The following is a 15891-nucleotide window of genomic DNA, read 5'->3' as shown; positions in this document are numbered from 1 at the left end:
GAGCGAGCCTGCTCGCGAAGAGGCCCTCATCCTTCAACATCCATGCTGACTGACCCACCGCTTTCGCGAGCAGGCTCGCTCCCACAGGTTTTACGCCTTGGCTGGCTTGGAGTACTACTTGGGATAAAGCGGCGGCAAGCCGCTGTCGCCCGTCGGGTCCTGAACCCGTTCGGCCATCGGAATCGTGCGAATCGCCCGCCACAGTTCTTCGCCTTGCCAGTGCTGGCCGGTTTCGCTGTACAGCGCGCCGTTCAAGCCATCCAGGGCATCCGACAGCGGCACGAAGCGGGCGGCCATGTCGGCCAGGGTTTCCGGTTGCTGGCGAGCCCAGGCATCGAGGGCCTGGCGGGTGGCGTGCGAGTCGTTGGCCTGGCAGGCGCGTTTTAGGTCGTCGAGTACGGTGCGCGGGCTCGGGCCGGTTTGTGCCGCGCGCTGGACTGCCGGTTGCCGGCGCGCTCGCCACCACAGGCCAAAACCCAGCAGGGTGGTGCACGCCAGCATCAGGGTGCTGAGCTTCCAGCGCCACAGGGTTTCGCTGTCGGCTGTCGCATTGATGGGCGCGGTGCCGGCCGGGGTGTCGACCATCAGGCTGGGGTTCGCCGCCACCTGCAAGGATCTGGCCGGCAGGCTGCTGTGTTCCAGGTGATCTTCGAAGGTGTTCCACCAGACCACTTCGACCGACGGCAACTCAATTGAACCGCTACGGGACGGTACCAGCGCTTCGCGGTCCTCGCGATTGCCCACCAGCCCGCGTTCGCTGTTCTGGTTGGCCAGCACCGGCTGATCCGGATAACGGCGCAGGCCATTGACCTCGGTGCCGGGCAGTGGCGGCAGTTGCGTACTGGCCAGGCCTTCGGCTCTCACCGTGAGGCTGCGGGTCAACGAGTCACCGACCTGCACGTGTTCCGGTTCCGGATTCCAGGTCTCGCTGAGGGTCAGGTTGCGCGCCGGCAACCAGGGCACGTCGGCGGGGTAGGTGATGGGTTTGGCCTTGACCGTCAGCAAGATTTCCTTGGAGCTGATACGCATCAGCTTCCCGGACTTGGGTGCCTGTGACGTGGCGTCCTGGGCGGGTTGCGCCTCCACTAGCGCGGCGTTGAATACCTGCCCCGGAATGATCAACTCACCGCTGTGTTGCGGGTAAATTGCGTAGCGCATTTCAATCACGCCGTGACGCACGCCGTTGATGTCTTTTTCGTAGGTGCGCGATTCACCCAGCTGTTCGATACGCGCATCGGGTATCTGCAGCGGCGGCAGGCTGCTGTCGTCGTACAGCGACACGGAATGGTAAATACGCAAGGTCAGGACCGCCTGAGCCTGCACATACACGCTGGTTTGGTCGAGACTGGCGTCGATGAACACCGGGGCCAGCTTGTTCGAATTCTCCTGGGCTTCACTCTCAACCACCTGCACGGTGATTGGTTGGCTCTGAATCTCGCCCAGTTTCAATGACGGGATAACCACTGTGCCGTTTTGTAGAGGCAGCAGGGTGACGATCCAGCGGGTGGTGGCGCGGTTATCGCCGTCGAGGGTGTTCAACTGGTTGACCTGGCGGGTACCGCGTACTTCGAACAGGGGCTCCAGCGGCGTCAGGTCCGGCTTGCCGAACTGTGTCACGTCGTTGGATTCCAGGATCAGCTCGATTGTCTCCCCGGAGTTCAGGCGCGTGCGGTCGACACTGGCGACCAGCTCGGCTGCCTGGGCCTGAACGGTGCACAGCAGCAGGGCGGGCAGCGGGGCGAACATGAAAGCGGTGAAGCGGGTCATCGAGTTTTTTCCTGATCCTGATGTTGTTGCTGTTCGTACCAGAATTTGCGTCTGAGCAGTTCCCCCGGGTCATCAGGGATCTGCCGCAGCCATTGCTCCAGCGCTTGCTGCTGTTCGCCTTCGATGCTGTCGGAGGCCGGGCGCATGGGCGGCGTGGTGTGTTGCTCATCCCCCAATTCGCTGCCAGGGACGTCGTTGGTACCCGGTTTTGGCGGCGTTTTGGGCGATTGTTCGGTGTCAGTGCCAACCTGTTGGTCAACGGTTTCCGGCTCGCCCGTACTCTGCGCCTGGCTTGCAGTCCCCGGTGGCGGTTCTTGCGGCGGTGCCTGCGGTTCTTCGTTGGCAGTTTTATCCGGCTCGGCGGCGGGCGGGTTGGCTTTCTGTTTGAGCAGGCTTTCCACCAAAGCCTTGTTGGTCAGCGCGGGACGCAAGTCCGGTTGACGCTCAAGTGCCTGATCGTAGGCATCCAGCGCAGCCTCCAGCTCACCGCTTTTGGCCAGGGCATTGCCACGATTGTAGTGGGCGTGGGCGTCAGTGCCTTCGGCGAACCGCTGGGCGGCGCCGTTGTAGTCGCCGGCCTCATAGAGGGCCACGCCTTGCCATTGACGGTCCTCGAAATGCTGTGCGGCCTCGGCCGGGCGTTTCTGCTTGAGCAGGTGCAGGCCCTGTTGGTCGGGGCGCAGCCACAAGTCCTGGAATTCGAAGGCATGGCTCGGCTGTGGCAGTGCCAGCAGCAGCGGCAGGCAGAGCAACCAGCCGCGACGACCGGCACAGGCGGCCAACAGTAGAAGTGGCAATAGAAGCCAGTAACCCTGGTCGGCCCAGGTATCCAGGCGCAGGGTCTGGCCGTCGTTGCGCAGGTTGCGCGGGCCATCGAGCAGGCCCAGGCCACGCAGGTCGGCGTCGCTCAGGCGTGCATGGCGATAGCGCCCGTCCAGATCGTTGGCAAAGGCTTTCAGGCCGGCCTCGTCCAGATGCGGCACCAGAATCGCCCCTTGTTCGTCCTTGAGGAAACTACCGTCCTCCTGGGTGATCGGCGCGCCTTCGGCGGTGCCGATACCCAGCATCAGCAATTGCGTTGATTTGCCACTCAGCGCATGACGAATCCCCAGGCGCTCCTGTTCTGTCAGGGATGAGCCGATCAGCAGGATCCGGCCATCGCCGAGAGCAGCTTGCTCCAGCAGCGCCAGGGCCTTGCTTACCGCCAGATCGGCGCGGTGTCCGGGTTCGGGCATCAACGATGGCTTGAGTGCATCGAGCAGGTTGCCGCTGGTGGACAGGTCGTCCGACAGTGGCACCAGCGTATGCGCACTGCCGGCGTAGACGACGATGGCGGTCTGCGCGTCGCTGCGGATTTTCAGCAGGTCGAAGAGCTTGCGCCGGGCCTGTTCCAGGCGGTTGGGCTGAACGTCGGTGGCGAGCATTTCCGGGGTCAGCTCCAGGAGCACCACCAACGGGTCGGCGGGTTTCTGGCTGACTTGCTCGACACGCTCCCAGGCAGGTCCGAGCAGCGCGAAAATCGTCAGTAGCCACGCCACGCCCAGGGCCACCCAAGGCAGCTTGCTGTCGCGTCCACTGCCACCTCTGAGCAAGGTCGAATGGAAAGCGGGCGGCAGGATCATCTGCCAGCGTCCGGCACGCTTTTGTCGGTGCCAGAGCTGCCAGAGCAACCAGCCGAGCAGGGGCAACAACACTAGCCACCAGGGGCGGAACCAGTACGGCCAGAGCGCGCTCATCGGCGCCTCCGCAGACGCAGGCGCTTCAGACGCTGGCGCCAGTCAGGCAGTTGCGTTTGCAAAAACAGTTCCTTGGTAAACAGACGCTGGAACGGGTTGTCCGGCCAGAGCACGCGGGCCACCAGCAGCATGCTCAGCAACAGCGCCATCGCCAGCGGCCAATGATACAGCGCCTGGGCCGGTCGGGCCTGGGTCGGTTGCTGGGTCACCGGCTCCAGCCGGTCGAGGGTCTCCTTGATCGCTTGCAGTTCCTTGCCATCACGCGCGCGAAAGTAACGGCCGCCGGTCACCTGTGCGATCGCTTTCAGGGACGGCTCATCAAGGTCCAGGCTCGGATTGATGCCGAGGAAGCCCAGGGTGCCACTTTCCTCCGGATCGGCACCGATGCCGATCGGGTAGATTTTCACGCTTTCCCTGGCCGCCAGGCGCGCCGCGGTGAGCGGGTCGATTTGGCCACCGTTGTTGGCGCCGTCCGTCACCAATATCAGCACGCGGCTTTGGGCCGGGCGTTGCAGCAGGCGTTTGAGACCCAGGCCGATGGCGTCACCGATGGCCGTGTTTTTGCCGGCGATGCCGATGCGCGCTTCGTCGAGCCACACGCGCACGGTGTGCCGGTCGAAGGTCAGCGGTGCTTGCAGGTAGGCCTGGCTGCCGAACAGGATCAAACCGATTCGATCGCCATCGCGGCTCTCGATGAAGTCACCGAGCAGGTGCTGGACCAGCGCAAGACGGCTGACTTCTTCGTCTTGCCACTGCATGTCGGGGAAGTCCATGGAGCCGGACACATCTACCGCCACCAGCAGGTCGCGGCCGCTGGCCGCAATCGGCAGCGGTTCGCCAAGCCATTGCGGGCGCGCAGCGGCGGTCAGCAGCATCAGCCATAGCAGCAGGAAAGGCGCCTGTTGGCGCCAGGCCGGCAGGTTGGCCCGGGCGCGGCGTCGGGTCAGGCCTTCGAGGTCGTTGAGGAAGCTGACCTTGAGCGCCGGTTCACCGCTGTCGGCCACCGGCAGCACCAGGCGCATCAGCCACGGCAAGGGCAGCAGGGCGAAGATCCATGGCCAGGCGAACTCAAACATGTTTGCGAATCCAGGTGTCGACCGCCTGGGTCAGGCCGGCGATGGCCTTGTCGTCCAGTTTGCATTCGGGTTTGTAGGCTCCTTCGACCAGCACCATCCAGCGGGTCAGGCCGGCCGCCGGGCAGCGGTTGTCGAGGAACGCCAACCATTTGCGCCCGTTGAGGGTATGGCTCTGGCTATAGGGGTAATGGTTGCGGCACAGGCGCTTGAGCAGGCCGTTGAGCTGCTGCAGCCAGGCGCCGGCAGGGGCGCCGTTGTAGGGCTTGGGCATCAGTGCCAGTTCCGCCAGCGCGGCGAGGCGCACCGGGTCCAGCGGTTGTTCGGCGCGCACGACACGGTTTTTTTTCGGCGCGAGATGTCGCAGTTTCCATAGGCCGAAGCCGATGGCGGGCAGGAGCAGCAGTAACAGCCACCAGCCCGGCGCTGGCGGCCAGAAAGCAATCGGCGGTGGAGAAATCAGCGGTTGCAGTTGTTCGAGACCGTTCATCGACCTTTCCCCGGTTTCTGAGGGTTCAGGTATTCGCGCAATTGTTCGACCATCTCGCTCTGGGTGCTTAACGGCATCATCAACACCCGCAGCTTCTGCGCCAACAGTTCCCAGCGGGCGATACGTGCTTCGGCCTGGGCGCGATAGGTCTGGCGCAGGTCGAAATTCAGCGTGTCGAGCTCCAGTTGCGCGCCGCGCTCGGCGAAACGCAGCAATCCGGCGGCGGGCAGGGCGTGATCCAGCGGGTCGGATAGCGGGAGCAACAACAGGTCACAATGGCGCGACAACAGGCTCAATTGCTGCTCGGCGCTCTCGGTCAGGGCGCGCTCATCGCAAATCACAATCACCAGGCTACCGGGGCGCGAGACTTCACGGGCGCGGCGCAGGGCAATGCCGAATGCATCGCGGTTCTCTTCGTTTTCGGTGTGCAGCGATTGATTGACCCGCACCAGTCGGTTGAGCAGTTGCAGCAGGCTCTGTTTGCTGCGTCTTGGCTTGATTTCGTAGTGCTCGTTGTCGCCGAACACCAGGCCGCCGACGCGATCGTTATGTCCCAGCGCAGCCCAGCCGATCAGACTCGCAGCCTGGGCGGCCAGTACCGATTTAAACATCAGTCCCGAGCCGAAAAATAACCGGCGGCTCTGCTCCACCATGATGAAAATCGGTCGTTCGCGCTCTTCATGGAACAGCTTGGTGTGCGGTTCCTGGGTCCGTGCGGTGACGCGCCAGTCGATGGTCCGCACGTCATCGCCGGCCTGATAGACCCGCACCTGATCGAAGTCCACGCCACGGCCGCGCAGCTTGGAATGGTGCAAGCCGATCAGCGGGCTGCGCTGGCTCGGCGTTGAGAACAGCTGCACTTCGCGCACGCGATGGCGCATTTCGATCAGCTCGGCGAGCGTGATGCGAATGCCCGGCTGGGGCGGCAGGGGGGCGTTCATCGGGGTCAAGCGACGGCTACGACGTCGAGAATCCGCTGGACCACACGGTCCTGGTCGATGCCAGCGGCTTCGGCTTCAAAGGAAAGAATGATGCGGTGGCGCAGTACATCGAACAGCACCGCCTGAATATCCTCCGGGCTGACGAAGTCGCGCCCGGCGAGCCAGGCGTGAGCCCGGGCGCAGCGGTCCAGGGCGATGGAGCCGCGAGGACTGGCGCCATAGGCGATCCATTCGGCCATTTCCGGGTCGAACTTGGCCGGGTTGCGGGTGGCCATGACCAGTTGCACCAGGTATTCCTCCACGGCATCGGCCATGTACAGGCCGAGGATTTCCTTGCGCGCGGCAAAAATCGCCTGCTGGCTGACCCGGCGTTCGGGTTTGGTTTCGCCATTCAGGGCTTCGCCCCGGGCCTGCTGCAGGATGCGGCGTTCGACGGTGGCATCGGGGAAACCGATCTTCACGTGCATCAGGAAACGGTCGAGCTGGGCTTCGGGCAGCGGATAGGTGCCTTCCTGCTCGATGGGGTTTTGCGTGGCCATCACCAGAAACAGCGGCGACAGCTCATAGGTGCTGCGCCCGACACTGACCTGGCGCTCGGCCATGGCTTCGAGCAACGCCGACTGAACCTTGGCCGGGGCGCGGTTGATTTCGTCCGCCAGCACCAGGTTATGGAAGATCGGGCCCTGCTGGAACACGAAGCTGCCGGTTTCCGGGCGATAGATTTCCGTGCCGGTGATGTCGGCCGGCAACAGGTCGGGAGTGAACTGGATGCGATGGAACTGGGCTTCGATGCCTTCGGCAAGTTCTTTGATGGCCTTGGTCTTGGCCAGGCCAGGGGCGCCTTCGACCAGCATGTGACCGTCGGCAAGCAGGGCGATGAGCAAGCGCTCGATGAGTTTTTCCTGGCCGAGAATCTGCGTTGAAAGAAAGGTTCGCAGCGCGAGCAGCGCTTCACGATGTTCCATCGATGACTGTTCCTGGAAAGGGTGACCGAAGACGTTCGTATAACGCCAGGGCTGGGGGCGTTACTTTAATCCATCGCGGGGGGCGGCGACTAACGGCATTTTGTGCAAAGTGGGGGATTTGACTGGCAAAACGGTTGAACAATTGTGCCGGTGGGAGAGCTGCGTCGTACTTTAGGGCCTCTTCGCGAGCAGGCTCGCTCCCACAGGTGGCCGGGTTCCTTCAGAAAAGACGCAATAAATTGTGGGAGCGAGCCTGCTCGCGAAGAGGTCGGTACAGCTGCTGAAAGTCAGAGCTGGCTGATGTAAGTCCCGGTCCCTTAAGCCTGATGCCAGACATGTCTGTCGATTAATTGCCGGTTTGAAGTACGAAATTTCCGATGGGCTTCAAAAGGCAGGGTTTTGAGCTGTCCTGCTGGATTTTATTGCTTTAGCTTGGCGGTTCGCAGGCAAGGGAATGCGTTGGAAATTAACGAAAAAAGGGACAAGTCAAGATGAGTCAGTATTTCCCATGGGCGGCTGAGATCAGCCACTTGTCCGAGCAACAGGTGGAGGAGATATACCAGCGCTACCTCGATGGTGAAAAAAGTGCAGCCCTGATAAGCGAGTTCAAAATTCCGGGGTATGTCCACAGTTTGTTGAAGGTACTACCGCCAATCATCAGCAAAGAGTTGACCTGTCCCTACTGCGAGTTGCCAATGTGGGCGCGTCGGCACGCAAAGGGCACCCCGGTTTCAATTCGTCAACCATTCAAATGCGTCCGTTGTGATCACTGTCATATTGCAACGGGACATGGCCGGCAAAAACGCTGTTTGTGCACTGAGTGTTCCAGGGTTCGGCAGCTGGAAATTGCCGAGCAAGCGAATCGTGAGCGGCGTGAACTGGAGAAACGCTACGGAACATTGAGTCCACCTGTCTCTTTCGAGACTTTGAGCTTCATCCAGAAATTGGTATTGCTCGCCCTTCTGGATGACGGAAGCGCCGCAGGCGACGAAAGTATTGCGTCGCTGGATGCCGTGTCGAGAGGGGAGCCCCTGTCATCCTGTGCCAGGACCAGCGAGGAACTGATTAAAGATCTTCATGAGCAAGGCGTGTTGTCAGTCGATCCGGAGTCGGATTCCAGGGCTTTTGACCGATCGTCCGGATGTGTAATCAGCAATTTTTTCGCCGTTCGCTGGCTTGCCAATGTTGCGCTGGAGCCCGGTATCCGTAGCGCCCGTGATTCGCTGTATACGGCTCTCTATCGCGAGCTGTCCGCGACCGTGCAGCCTGCGTGGAAAGGTGATCTTTATGCATTGATGTTCCGCCTCGCGAGGGAAGAGTCGCTTCAATACATTCATGTGCTGGCTAACGAAGTCAATTTTGTGTTCAGTGCCGAAGGCAGCGCGAAAACCGTGATTGGACAGCTTTTGCAGAATTTCTCGGTCAGTCACATTTACTACTTCGCTCGATTGGCCGTGAAGAATGCCGCGCATTTTTATGCGACCGGCAATTCCAGAGGGCGAGCCCACGCCTCCAATACCATTCCGCGCAGTATGCTGCGCACATCGCAGGATGCCCTTGCGCGCGATTGGCGCAAGACCGCCTATCGCGACTCTCGGGTACCGCAATCAGCCTTGCAGCGTTTGTTGTATGACGTGGTACTCAAGGACAGTGGTGCTGGATTCTCCAAGTCGCCCGGGCTCTATTGGCGAGATGAGCTAATACCACGGTTTTTTTCCGATGGCATGGCCAATAATGATCCGACAGGGCATCTGGAGCTATTTTGTCGTGAATGTGATTCGCGCAACATCGACGCCCAAATGGACAAGTTGACCGTGCAGACGATGTGTTACGACTGTGCCACTGTAAGTCGATTCCAGGCTATCGAAGACTTTATCGATTGATTGGGGCTCGCTTGATCCTGAGGGGGCTACCGTCCAGAGGCCGGGAGCACCCGACTCAACCATCGGCAACCAGGCGGCATCGTTCTCTCGGGCCTCTTCGCGAGCAGGCTCGCTCCCACATTTGACCGCGTTCCACCTGAAAGAACCACGTCACCTGTGGGCGCGAGCCTGCTCGCGAAGGCGGTTGTTCAGGCACCATCAGAGCTGGCTGATGTAAGTCCCGGTCCCCTTGAGGATGTTCTGCAAGGTTTCTTCAACCTCGGCCAGATCACTGGCATCAGTGCTGTGAGTGATCTCCAGCACATCATCCCCACTCAACGCATCGGCATCCGCTGCAGCGATTTCAATCTTCAGCAGAGTAGGGCTCAGGGTCACTTTCACCCCATCCAGGGTCGACGGCTCGCCATCGAGGGTAATCTCCAGCTCATCCTCGTCCGGGTAACGGCTCATCAGGAACATTTCGCCCTTGTCGCTGTGGCAGCAGAGCATGGCCATGTTGTCTTCTTCGTCATCGCATGGGTTGACGATCAAGAGGGCGGTGGTCATTTGCATGAGTAATTCCTGGCTCGGCGAGCGTAATAGAAGACGCACAAAAGGCGATTCTGCCAGCCCAAGGAAATTTCTGCTCGTTCGAGTGTCGAAGAGCGTGATGTGAACGGTCAATGTGTTGCTGGTCATTTCTGGTACGGGTGTACCGCAAAGCCGGACGGAAAACCGCCATTTTCCCACACGGCTGCTAGTGTTATCCGATGCCCCACCCCCAAGCTGCATACCGATGACCGAATATGTCGCAGCATCGCAAGCATGGGCCTTGCCGCACTCGTTAAGCTGCGCAACGGATGAGCACCTGTAAAGGCATTGTGCTGCCCGCAGCCCAGTCGCTTTTGCAGATGCCCATTCACGGAAGGTGAATGTGACCCGAGTGTCTCGTCCAGCTTCACCCACCTGTCACCCTGTTTCCTCTGCCCGAGAATCAGGAACAGGGTGACGGGTAGCCCCAACAGGGGTTTTGCACGCGACGCTTCCATCAATAACAAGCCCAAGCGGAGTACCACAGATGGCGTTCTTCACCGCAGCCAGCAAAGCCGACTTCCAGCACCAACTGCAAGCGGCACTGGCGCAGCACATCAGTGAACAGGCACTGCCACAAGTGGCGCTGTTCGCTGAACAATTCTTCGGCATCATTTCCCTGGACGAACTGACCCAACGTCGGCTGTCCGACCTCGCTGGCTGTACCCTTTCTGCGTGGCGCCTGCTTGAGCGCTTCGATCACGCGCAACCGCAAGTGCGCGTTTTCAACCCCGATTACGAACGTCACGGCTGGCAGTCGACCCACACCGCGGTCGAAGTGCTGCACCATGACCTGCCGTTCCTGGTGGACTCGGTGCGTACCGAGCTGAACCGTCGCGGCTACAGCATTCACACCCTGCAAACCACCGTGCTGAGCGTGCGTCGCGGCAGCAAGGGGGAATTGCTGGAAATCTTGCCTAAAGGCACCCAGGGCGATGACGTTCTGCACGAATCGTTGATGTACCTGGAAATCGACCGCTGCGCCAATCCGGCCGAACTGAACGTGCTGTCCAAAGAGCTGGAGCAGGTACTCAGTGAAGTGCGCGTCGCAGTCACCGATTTCGAGCCGATGAAGGCCAAGGTCCAGGACATCCTGACCAATCTGGACAACAGCCGGTTCAGCGTCGATGCCGACGAAAAGAGCGAAATCAAGAGCTTCCTGGAATGGCTGGTGGGCAACCACTTCACCTTCCTCGGCTACGAAGAATTCGTGGTCACCGACCAGGCTGATGGCGGCCATATCGAGTACGACCAGAACTCGTTCCTAGGCCTGACCAAACAACTGCGTGCCGGCCTGACCAACGAAGACCGGCGCATCGAAGACTACGCGGTGAATTACCTGCGCGAGCCGAAACTGCTGACGTTCGCCAAGGCCGCCCACCCAAGCCGCGTGCACCGTCCGGCTTACCCGGACTACGTGTCGATCCGTGAAATCGACGCCGATGGCAAGGTCATCAAGGAATGCCGATTCATGGGCCTGTACACCTCGTCGGTATACGGCGAGAGCGTGCGCTCCATTCCTTATATCCGCCGCAAGGTCGCGGAAATCGAACACCGCTCCGGCTTCCAGGCCAAGGCCCACCTGGGCAAGGAGCTGGCGCAGGTACTCGAAGTGCTGCCGCGCGACGACTTGTTCCAGACCCCGGTGGACGAGCTGTTCAGCACCGTGATGTCGATCGTGCAGATCCAGGAGCGCAACAAGATTCGCGTGTTCCTGCGCAAGGATCCTTACGGCCGTTTCTGCTATTGCCTGGCCTACGTGCCGCGTGACATCTATTCCACCGAGGTGCGCCAGAAGATCCAGCAAGTACTGATGGATCGCCTGAAGGCCTCGGATTGCGAATTCTGGACGTTTTTCTCCGAGTCCGTGCTGGCCCGCGTGCAACTGATCCTGCGCGTCGACCCGAAAAACCGCATCGACATCGACCCACTGCAACTGGAAAACGAAGTCATCCAGGCTTGCCGCAGCTGGCAGGACGATTACGCCGCCCTGACGGTCGAAAGCTTCGGCGAAGCCCAGGGCACCAACGTGCTGGCCGACTTCCCGAAAGGCTTCCCGGCGGGCTATCGCGAGCGTTTCGCTGCGCATTCGGCAGTGGTCGACATGCAGCACCTGCTGAACCTGAGCGAGAAGAAGCCGCTGGCGATGAGCTTCTACCAACCTCTGGCGTCGGGTCCGCGCGAACTGCACTGCAAGCTCTACCACGCCGATTCGCCATTGGCACTGTCCGACGTGCTGCCGATCCTGGAAAACCTCGGCCTGCGCGTACTGGGTGAGTTCCCGTACCGCCTGCGTCACACCAATGGCCGCGAGTACTGGATTCACGACTTCGCGTTCACCGCCGCCGAAGGCCTGGACCTGGACATCCAGCAACTCAACGACACCCTGCAGGACGCCTTCGTCCACATCGTGCGTGGCGATGCCGAGAACGATGCGTTCAACCGTCTGGTGCTGACCGCCGGTCTGCCATGGCGCGACGTGGCGTTGCTGCGTGCCTACGCCCGCTACCTGAAGCAGATTCGCCTGGGCTTCGACCTCGGTTACATCGCCAGCACCCTGAACAACCACACCGATATCGCTCGCGAACTGACCCGGTTGTTCAAGACCCGTTTCTACCTGGCGCGCAAACTGAGCAGCGACGACCTCGAGCAGCGTCTGGAACACGCGATCCTGACTGCTCTGGACGATGTTCAGGTGCTCAACGAAGACCGCATCCTGCGTCGCTACCTGGATCTGATCAAGGCGACCCTGCGCACCAACTTCTACCAGACCGACGCCAACGGCCATAACAAGTCGTACTTCAGCTTCAAGTTCAACCCGCACTTGATTCCTGAACTGCCCAAGCCTGTTCCGAAGTTCGAAATCTTCGTGTACTCGCCACGGGTCGAGGGCGTGCACCTGCGCTTCGGCAACGTCGCTCGCGGCGGCCTGCGCTGGTCCGACCGTGAAGAAGACTTCCGTACCGAAGTCCTGGGCCTGGTAAAAGCTCAGCAAGTGAAGAACTCGGTGATCGTGCCGGTGGGGGCGAAGGGCGGCTTCCTGCCGCGTCGCCTGCCGTTGGGTGGCAGCCGTGACGAGATCGCGGCCGAAGGCATCGCCTGCTACCGCATCTTCATTTCGGGTCTGCTGGACATCACCGACAACCTGAAAGAAGGCGTCCTGGTGCCGCCGGCCAACGTCGTGCGCCATGACGACGATGACCCGTACCTGGTGGTGGCCGCAGACAAAGGCACCGCGACCTTCTCCGACATCGCCAACGGCATCGCCATCGACTACGGCTTCTGGCTGGGCGATGCGTTCGCATCCGGTGGTTCGGCCGGTTACGACCACAAGAAAATGGGCATCACCGCCAAGGGCGCGTGGGTCGGCGTTCAACGCCACTTCCGCGAGCGCGGCATCAATGTCCAGGAAGACAGCATCACCGTGGTGGGCGTCGGCGACATGGCCGGTGACGTGTTCGGTAACGGCTTGCTGATGTCCGACAAGCTGCAACTGGTCGCTGCCTTCAACCACATGCACATCTTCATCGACCCGAATCCGGATCCGGCGACCAGCTTCGCCGAGCGTCAGCGCATGTTCGACCTGCCGCGTTCGGCGTGGTCGGATTACGACACCAGCATCATGTCCGAAGGTGGCGGGATCTTCTCCCGTAGCGCGAAGAGCATCGCGATTTCCCCGCAGATGCAGGAGCGTTTCGACATCAAGGCCGACAAACTGACCCCGACCGAACTGTTGAACGCCTTGCTCAAGGCGCCGGTGGATCTGCTGTGGAACGGCGGTATCGGTACCTACGTCAAGGCCAGCAGCGAAAGCCATGCCGATGTAGGTGACAAGGCCAACGATGCATTGCGCGTGAACGGCAACGAACTGCGCTGCAAAGTCGTGGGCGAGGGCGGTAACCTGGGCATGACCCAGCTGGGTCGTGTGGAGTTCGGCCTCAATGGCGGCGGTTCCAACACCGACTTCATCGACAACGCCGGTGGCGTGGACTGCTCCGACCACGAAGTGAACATCAAGATCCTGCTGAACGAAGTGGTTCAGGCCGGTGACATGACGGACAAGCAACGTAACCAGTTGCTGGCGAGCATGACCGACGAAGTCGGTGGCCTGGTGCTGGGCAACAACTACAAGCAGACCCAGGCACTGTCCCTGGCGGCGCGTCGTGCCTATGCACGGATCGCCGAATACAAGCGCCTGATGAACGATCTGGAAGGCCGCGGCAAACTGGATCGCGCCATCGAGTTCCTGCCGAACGAAGAACAACTGGCGGAACGCGTTGCCGAAGGGCACGGTTTGACCCGTCCCGAGCTGTCGGTGCTGATTTCCTACAGCAAGATCGACCTCAAGGCGCAATTGCTCGAGTCCCTGGTGCCGGATGATGATTACCTGACCCGCGATATGGAAACCGCTTTCCCGCCGACCCTGGTGAGCAAGTTCTCCGAAGCCATGCGCCGTCACCGTCTGAAGCGCGAAATCGTCAGCACCCAGATCGCCAACGATCTGGTCAACCACATGGGTATCACCTTCGTTCAGCGACTCAAAGAGTCCACCGGCATGAGCCCGGCGAACGTGGCTGGCGCCTACGTGATCGTGCGTGACATTTTCCATCTCCCGCACTGGTTCCGTCAGATTGAAAACCTGGACTACAAGGTTTCCGCCGACGTGCAACTGGAGTTGATGGACGAGCTGATGCGCCTGGGCCGTCGGGCTACGCGCTGGTTCCTGCGTGCCCGTCGCAACGAGCAGAACGCTGCCCGTGACGTCGCGCACTTCGGTCCGCACCTGGCGGCCTTGGGTCTGAAGCTCGACGAACTGCTCAGTGGCGAGATCCGCGAGACCTGGCAGACCCGATATCAGGCCTATGTTGCCGCCGGTGTGCCGGAGTTGCTGGCGCGCATGGTTGCAGGCACTACTCACCTGTACACCCTGTTGCCGATCATCGAGGCTGCCGACGTGACTGGTCAGGAGCCTGCGGACGTGGCCAAGGCCTACTTCGCCGTGGGCAGTGCCCTGGACATCACCTGGTACCTGCAACAGATCAGTGCGCTCCCGGTTGAAAACAACTGGCAAGCATTGGCCCGTGAAGCGTTCCGCGATGATGTCGACTGGCAGCAACGCGCTATCACCATCTCGGTCCTGCAACAGGGCGATGGCAAGCAGGACGTGGAAACTCGCCTGGCGCAGTGGATGGCACATCACGAAAGCACCATCGAGCGCTGGCGCGCCATGCTGGTGGAAATCCGTGCCGCCAGCGGTACGGACTACGCCATGTACGCGGTCGCCAACCGTGAGTTGGCGGGCGTGGCGTTAAGCGGGCAAGCCGTAGTGCCGCTTGCTGAGACGGTCAGCAAGGAACTGGAACCTGCGGCCTGATCAGGCGATGAATGAAAAAGCCCCGCATTGAAAGATGCGGGGCTTTTTTTCGCCTGATGTATTTGTAGAGTCTATCCAGGCCCCTTCGCGAGCAGGCCCGCTCCCACATTGGTTTTGCATTGCACATAACAACTGTGGGAGCGAGCCCGCTCGCGAAGGGGCCATTGCGTTCAATACAACTTCATGCCCGTTTTACTATCAATCATCGATACTTTATCTGTCGGGCTGGTCAATAAATTATTGAGCGACTGGTCAAACTTCTGCAGTGCCCTTACTTGTACATTCTGCTGTTCGTTAATGTCGGCAACAATCTCTTCGCTGCGTTTGTAGTCCGCCCAGACCGGGCTGAGCGCTTTAGCATCCCGGCCTTGTGCGGAACCGATGTAATTGAGATTGCGATCATAAAAGTGCGCATTGACATCCGCTTCAATGTCCGAACTGCGCGAGGTCATGAGTTGACTGCGGCTGTCGACTACCGCGACAACGTCCGGTTTGGCAGCCTTGAGGCTTTGCATGTCCGGGTACACGGTGACCGAACCGAACCGCCGTTGAAGGGAGGCCTTCACGCCATCCACGGCCATGTCAGGGTTGGACGTGGCGACATAGGCATCATGAATCGACTGCACCAGCAGGCTTTGGCCGAAACCGGTGCCGGCATTGGCCTGGTAATCCTGTAGATAGGCGCGGTTGGTCTGGGTATTGCGGCTATACACCACCCCCAGGGTCACGTCAGGTCCATTGGGAATGCGAGTTGCATTGCTGCGACCCACGGTTTCGCTGAAGATGCCGTCCAGCGGTGAAACGGCGGAAGGTGCCGTGGGTATTGAACAACCGGTTAATAAAGTCGTCAGGGTCAACGTACTGACAAGTGCAAGTTTCATGGTGTTTCTCCAGTGAAACAACATCAGTCGGAAGTTAGCTTGCCGGCAGTGGCCGGTGGTGACATCAGACTAAACCCGAAGCGAATGAATGAAATAGCCAATATCTCGACTTGTCGGGTAGCCACTAGTTTTGTTTGGTGTAAGTAAGTTCGGTTAATTGCCCGGAGAAATAAAAAGGCCCGAAACGATACTTTGGGCCTTTTTATTTATG

At 60.5% G+C, this 15891-nt stretch carries 10 protein-coding genes; 2 read left to right on the top strand and 8 right to left on the bottom strand.

Features of this window, described 5'->3' with window-relative positions; genetic code table 11:
* Window positions 1-114: 114 nt before the first annotated feature.
* Genes ACSFE6_RS13790 through ACSFE6_RS13765 form a run of 6 tightly spaced genes read right to left on the bottom strand, consistent with a single transcriptional unit; the run spans window position 115 to window position 6972 of the window.
* The gene (locus tag ACSFE6_RS13790; protein ID WP_435428128.1) at window positions 115-1767 is read right to left on the bottom strand and encodes a BatD family protein; all 1653 of its coding nucleotides are present in this window, start codon (window positions 1765-1767) and stop codon (window positions 115-117) included.
* Window positions 1764-3503, bottom strand: coding sequence for a tetratricopeptide repeat protein (locus ACSFE6_RS13785; protein WP_435428127.1), 1740 nt, complete (start codon window positions 3501-3503; stop codon window positions 1764-1766). The genes ACSFE6_RS13790 and ACSFE6_RS13785 overlap by 4 nt, the downstream gene beginning before the upstream one ends.
* Entirely contained in the window at window positions 3500-4579 is a 1080-nt protein-coding gene (locus ACSFE6_RS13780; RefSeq protein WP_435428126.1) for a vWA domain-containing protein, read from the bottom strand. The genes ACSFE6_RS13785 and ACSFE6_RS13780 overlap by 4 nt, the downstream gene beginning before the upstream one ends.
* On the bottom strand, window positions 4572-5066 hold the full coding sequence (locus ACSFE6_RS13775; RefSeq protein ID WP_435428125.1) for a DUF4381 domain-containing protein: 495 nt from the start codon (window positions 5064-5066) through the stop codon (window positions 4572-4574). The genes ACSFE6_RS13780 and ACSFE6_RS13775 overlap by 8 nt, the downstream gene beginning before the upstream one ends.
* Window positions 5063-6007 (bottom strand): DUF58 domain-containing protein, encoded by a 945-nt coding sequence (locus ACSFE6_RS13770; protein ID WP_435428124.1) that lies wholly within the window; start codon window positions 6005-6007, stop codon window positions 5063-5065. The genes ACSFE6_RS13775 and ACSFE6_RS13770 overlap by 4 nt, the downstream gene beginning before the upstream one ends.
* A gap of 5 nt (window positions 6008-6012) precedes the next feature.
* Window positions 6013-6972, bottom strand: a complete 960-nt coding sequence (locus ACSFE6_RS13765; protein WP_175392177.1) for an AAA family ATPase — start codon at window positions 6970-6972, stop codon at window positions 6013-6015.
* A 491-nt stretch (window positions 6973-7463) separates the two neighbouring features.
* Here ACSFE6_RS13765 and ACSFE6_RS13760 point away from each other — a divergent pair, with 491 nt between their 5' ends.
* Window positions 7464-8855, top strand: coding sequence for a hypothetical protein (locus ACSFE6_RS13760; RefSeq protein ID WP_435428123.1), 1392 nt, complete (start codon window positions 7464-7466; stop codon window positions 8853-8855).
* 198 nt (window positions 8856-9053) lie between these two features.
* Here ACSFE6_RS13760 and ACSFE6_RS13755 read toward each other — a convergent pair whose 3' ends face one another.
* Window positions 9054-9407 (bottom strand): hypothetical protein, encoded by a 354-nt coding sequence (locus ACSFE6_RS13755; protein ID WP_435428122.1) that lies wholly within the window; start codon window positions 9405-9407, stop codon window positions 9054-9056.
* A gap of 505 nt (window positions 9408-9912) precedes the next feature.
* Between ACSFE6_RS13755 and ACSFE6_RS13750 the strand changes: the two genes are divergently transcribed.
* Complete coding sequence (locus ACSFE6_RS13750) at window positions 9913-14799, top strand: NAD-glutamate dehydrogenase (protein WP_435428121.1); 4887 nt, start codon at window positions 9913-9915, stop codon at window positions 14797-14799.
* 170 nt (window positions 14800-14969) lie between these two features.
* Here ACSFE6_RS13750 and ACSFE6_RS13745 read toward each other — a convergent pair whose 3' ends face one another.
* Complete coding sequence (locus ACSFE6_RS13745) at window positions 14970-15680, bottom strand: ATPase (RefSeq protein WP_435428120.1); 711 nt, start codon at window positions 15678-15680, stop codon at window positions 14970-14972.
* Between the last annotated feature and the right edge of the window lie 211 nt (window positions 15681-15891).

The organism is Pseudomonas baetica (assembly GCF_051216495.1).
Taxonomy (GTDB): Bacteria; Pseudomonadota; Gammaproteobacteria; order Pseudomonadales; family Pseudomonadaceae; genus Aquipseudomonas; species Aquipseudomonas baetica_B.
The sequence above is the reverse complement of the archived record's forward strand: the minus strand, read 5'-3'. Positions and strand labels throughout refer to the sequence as shown.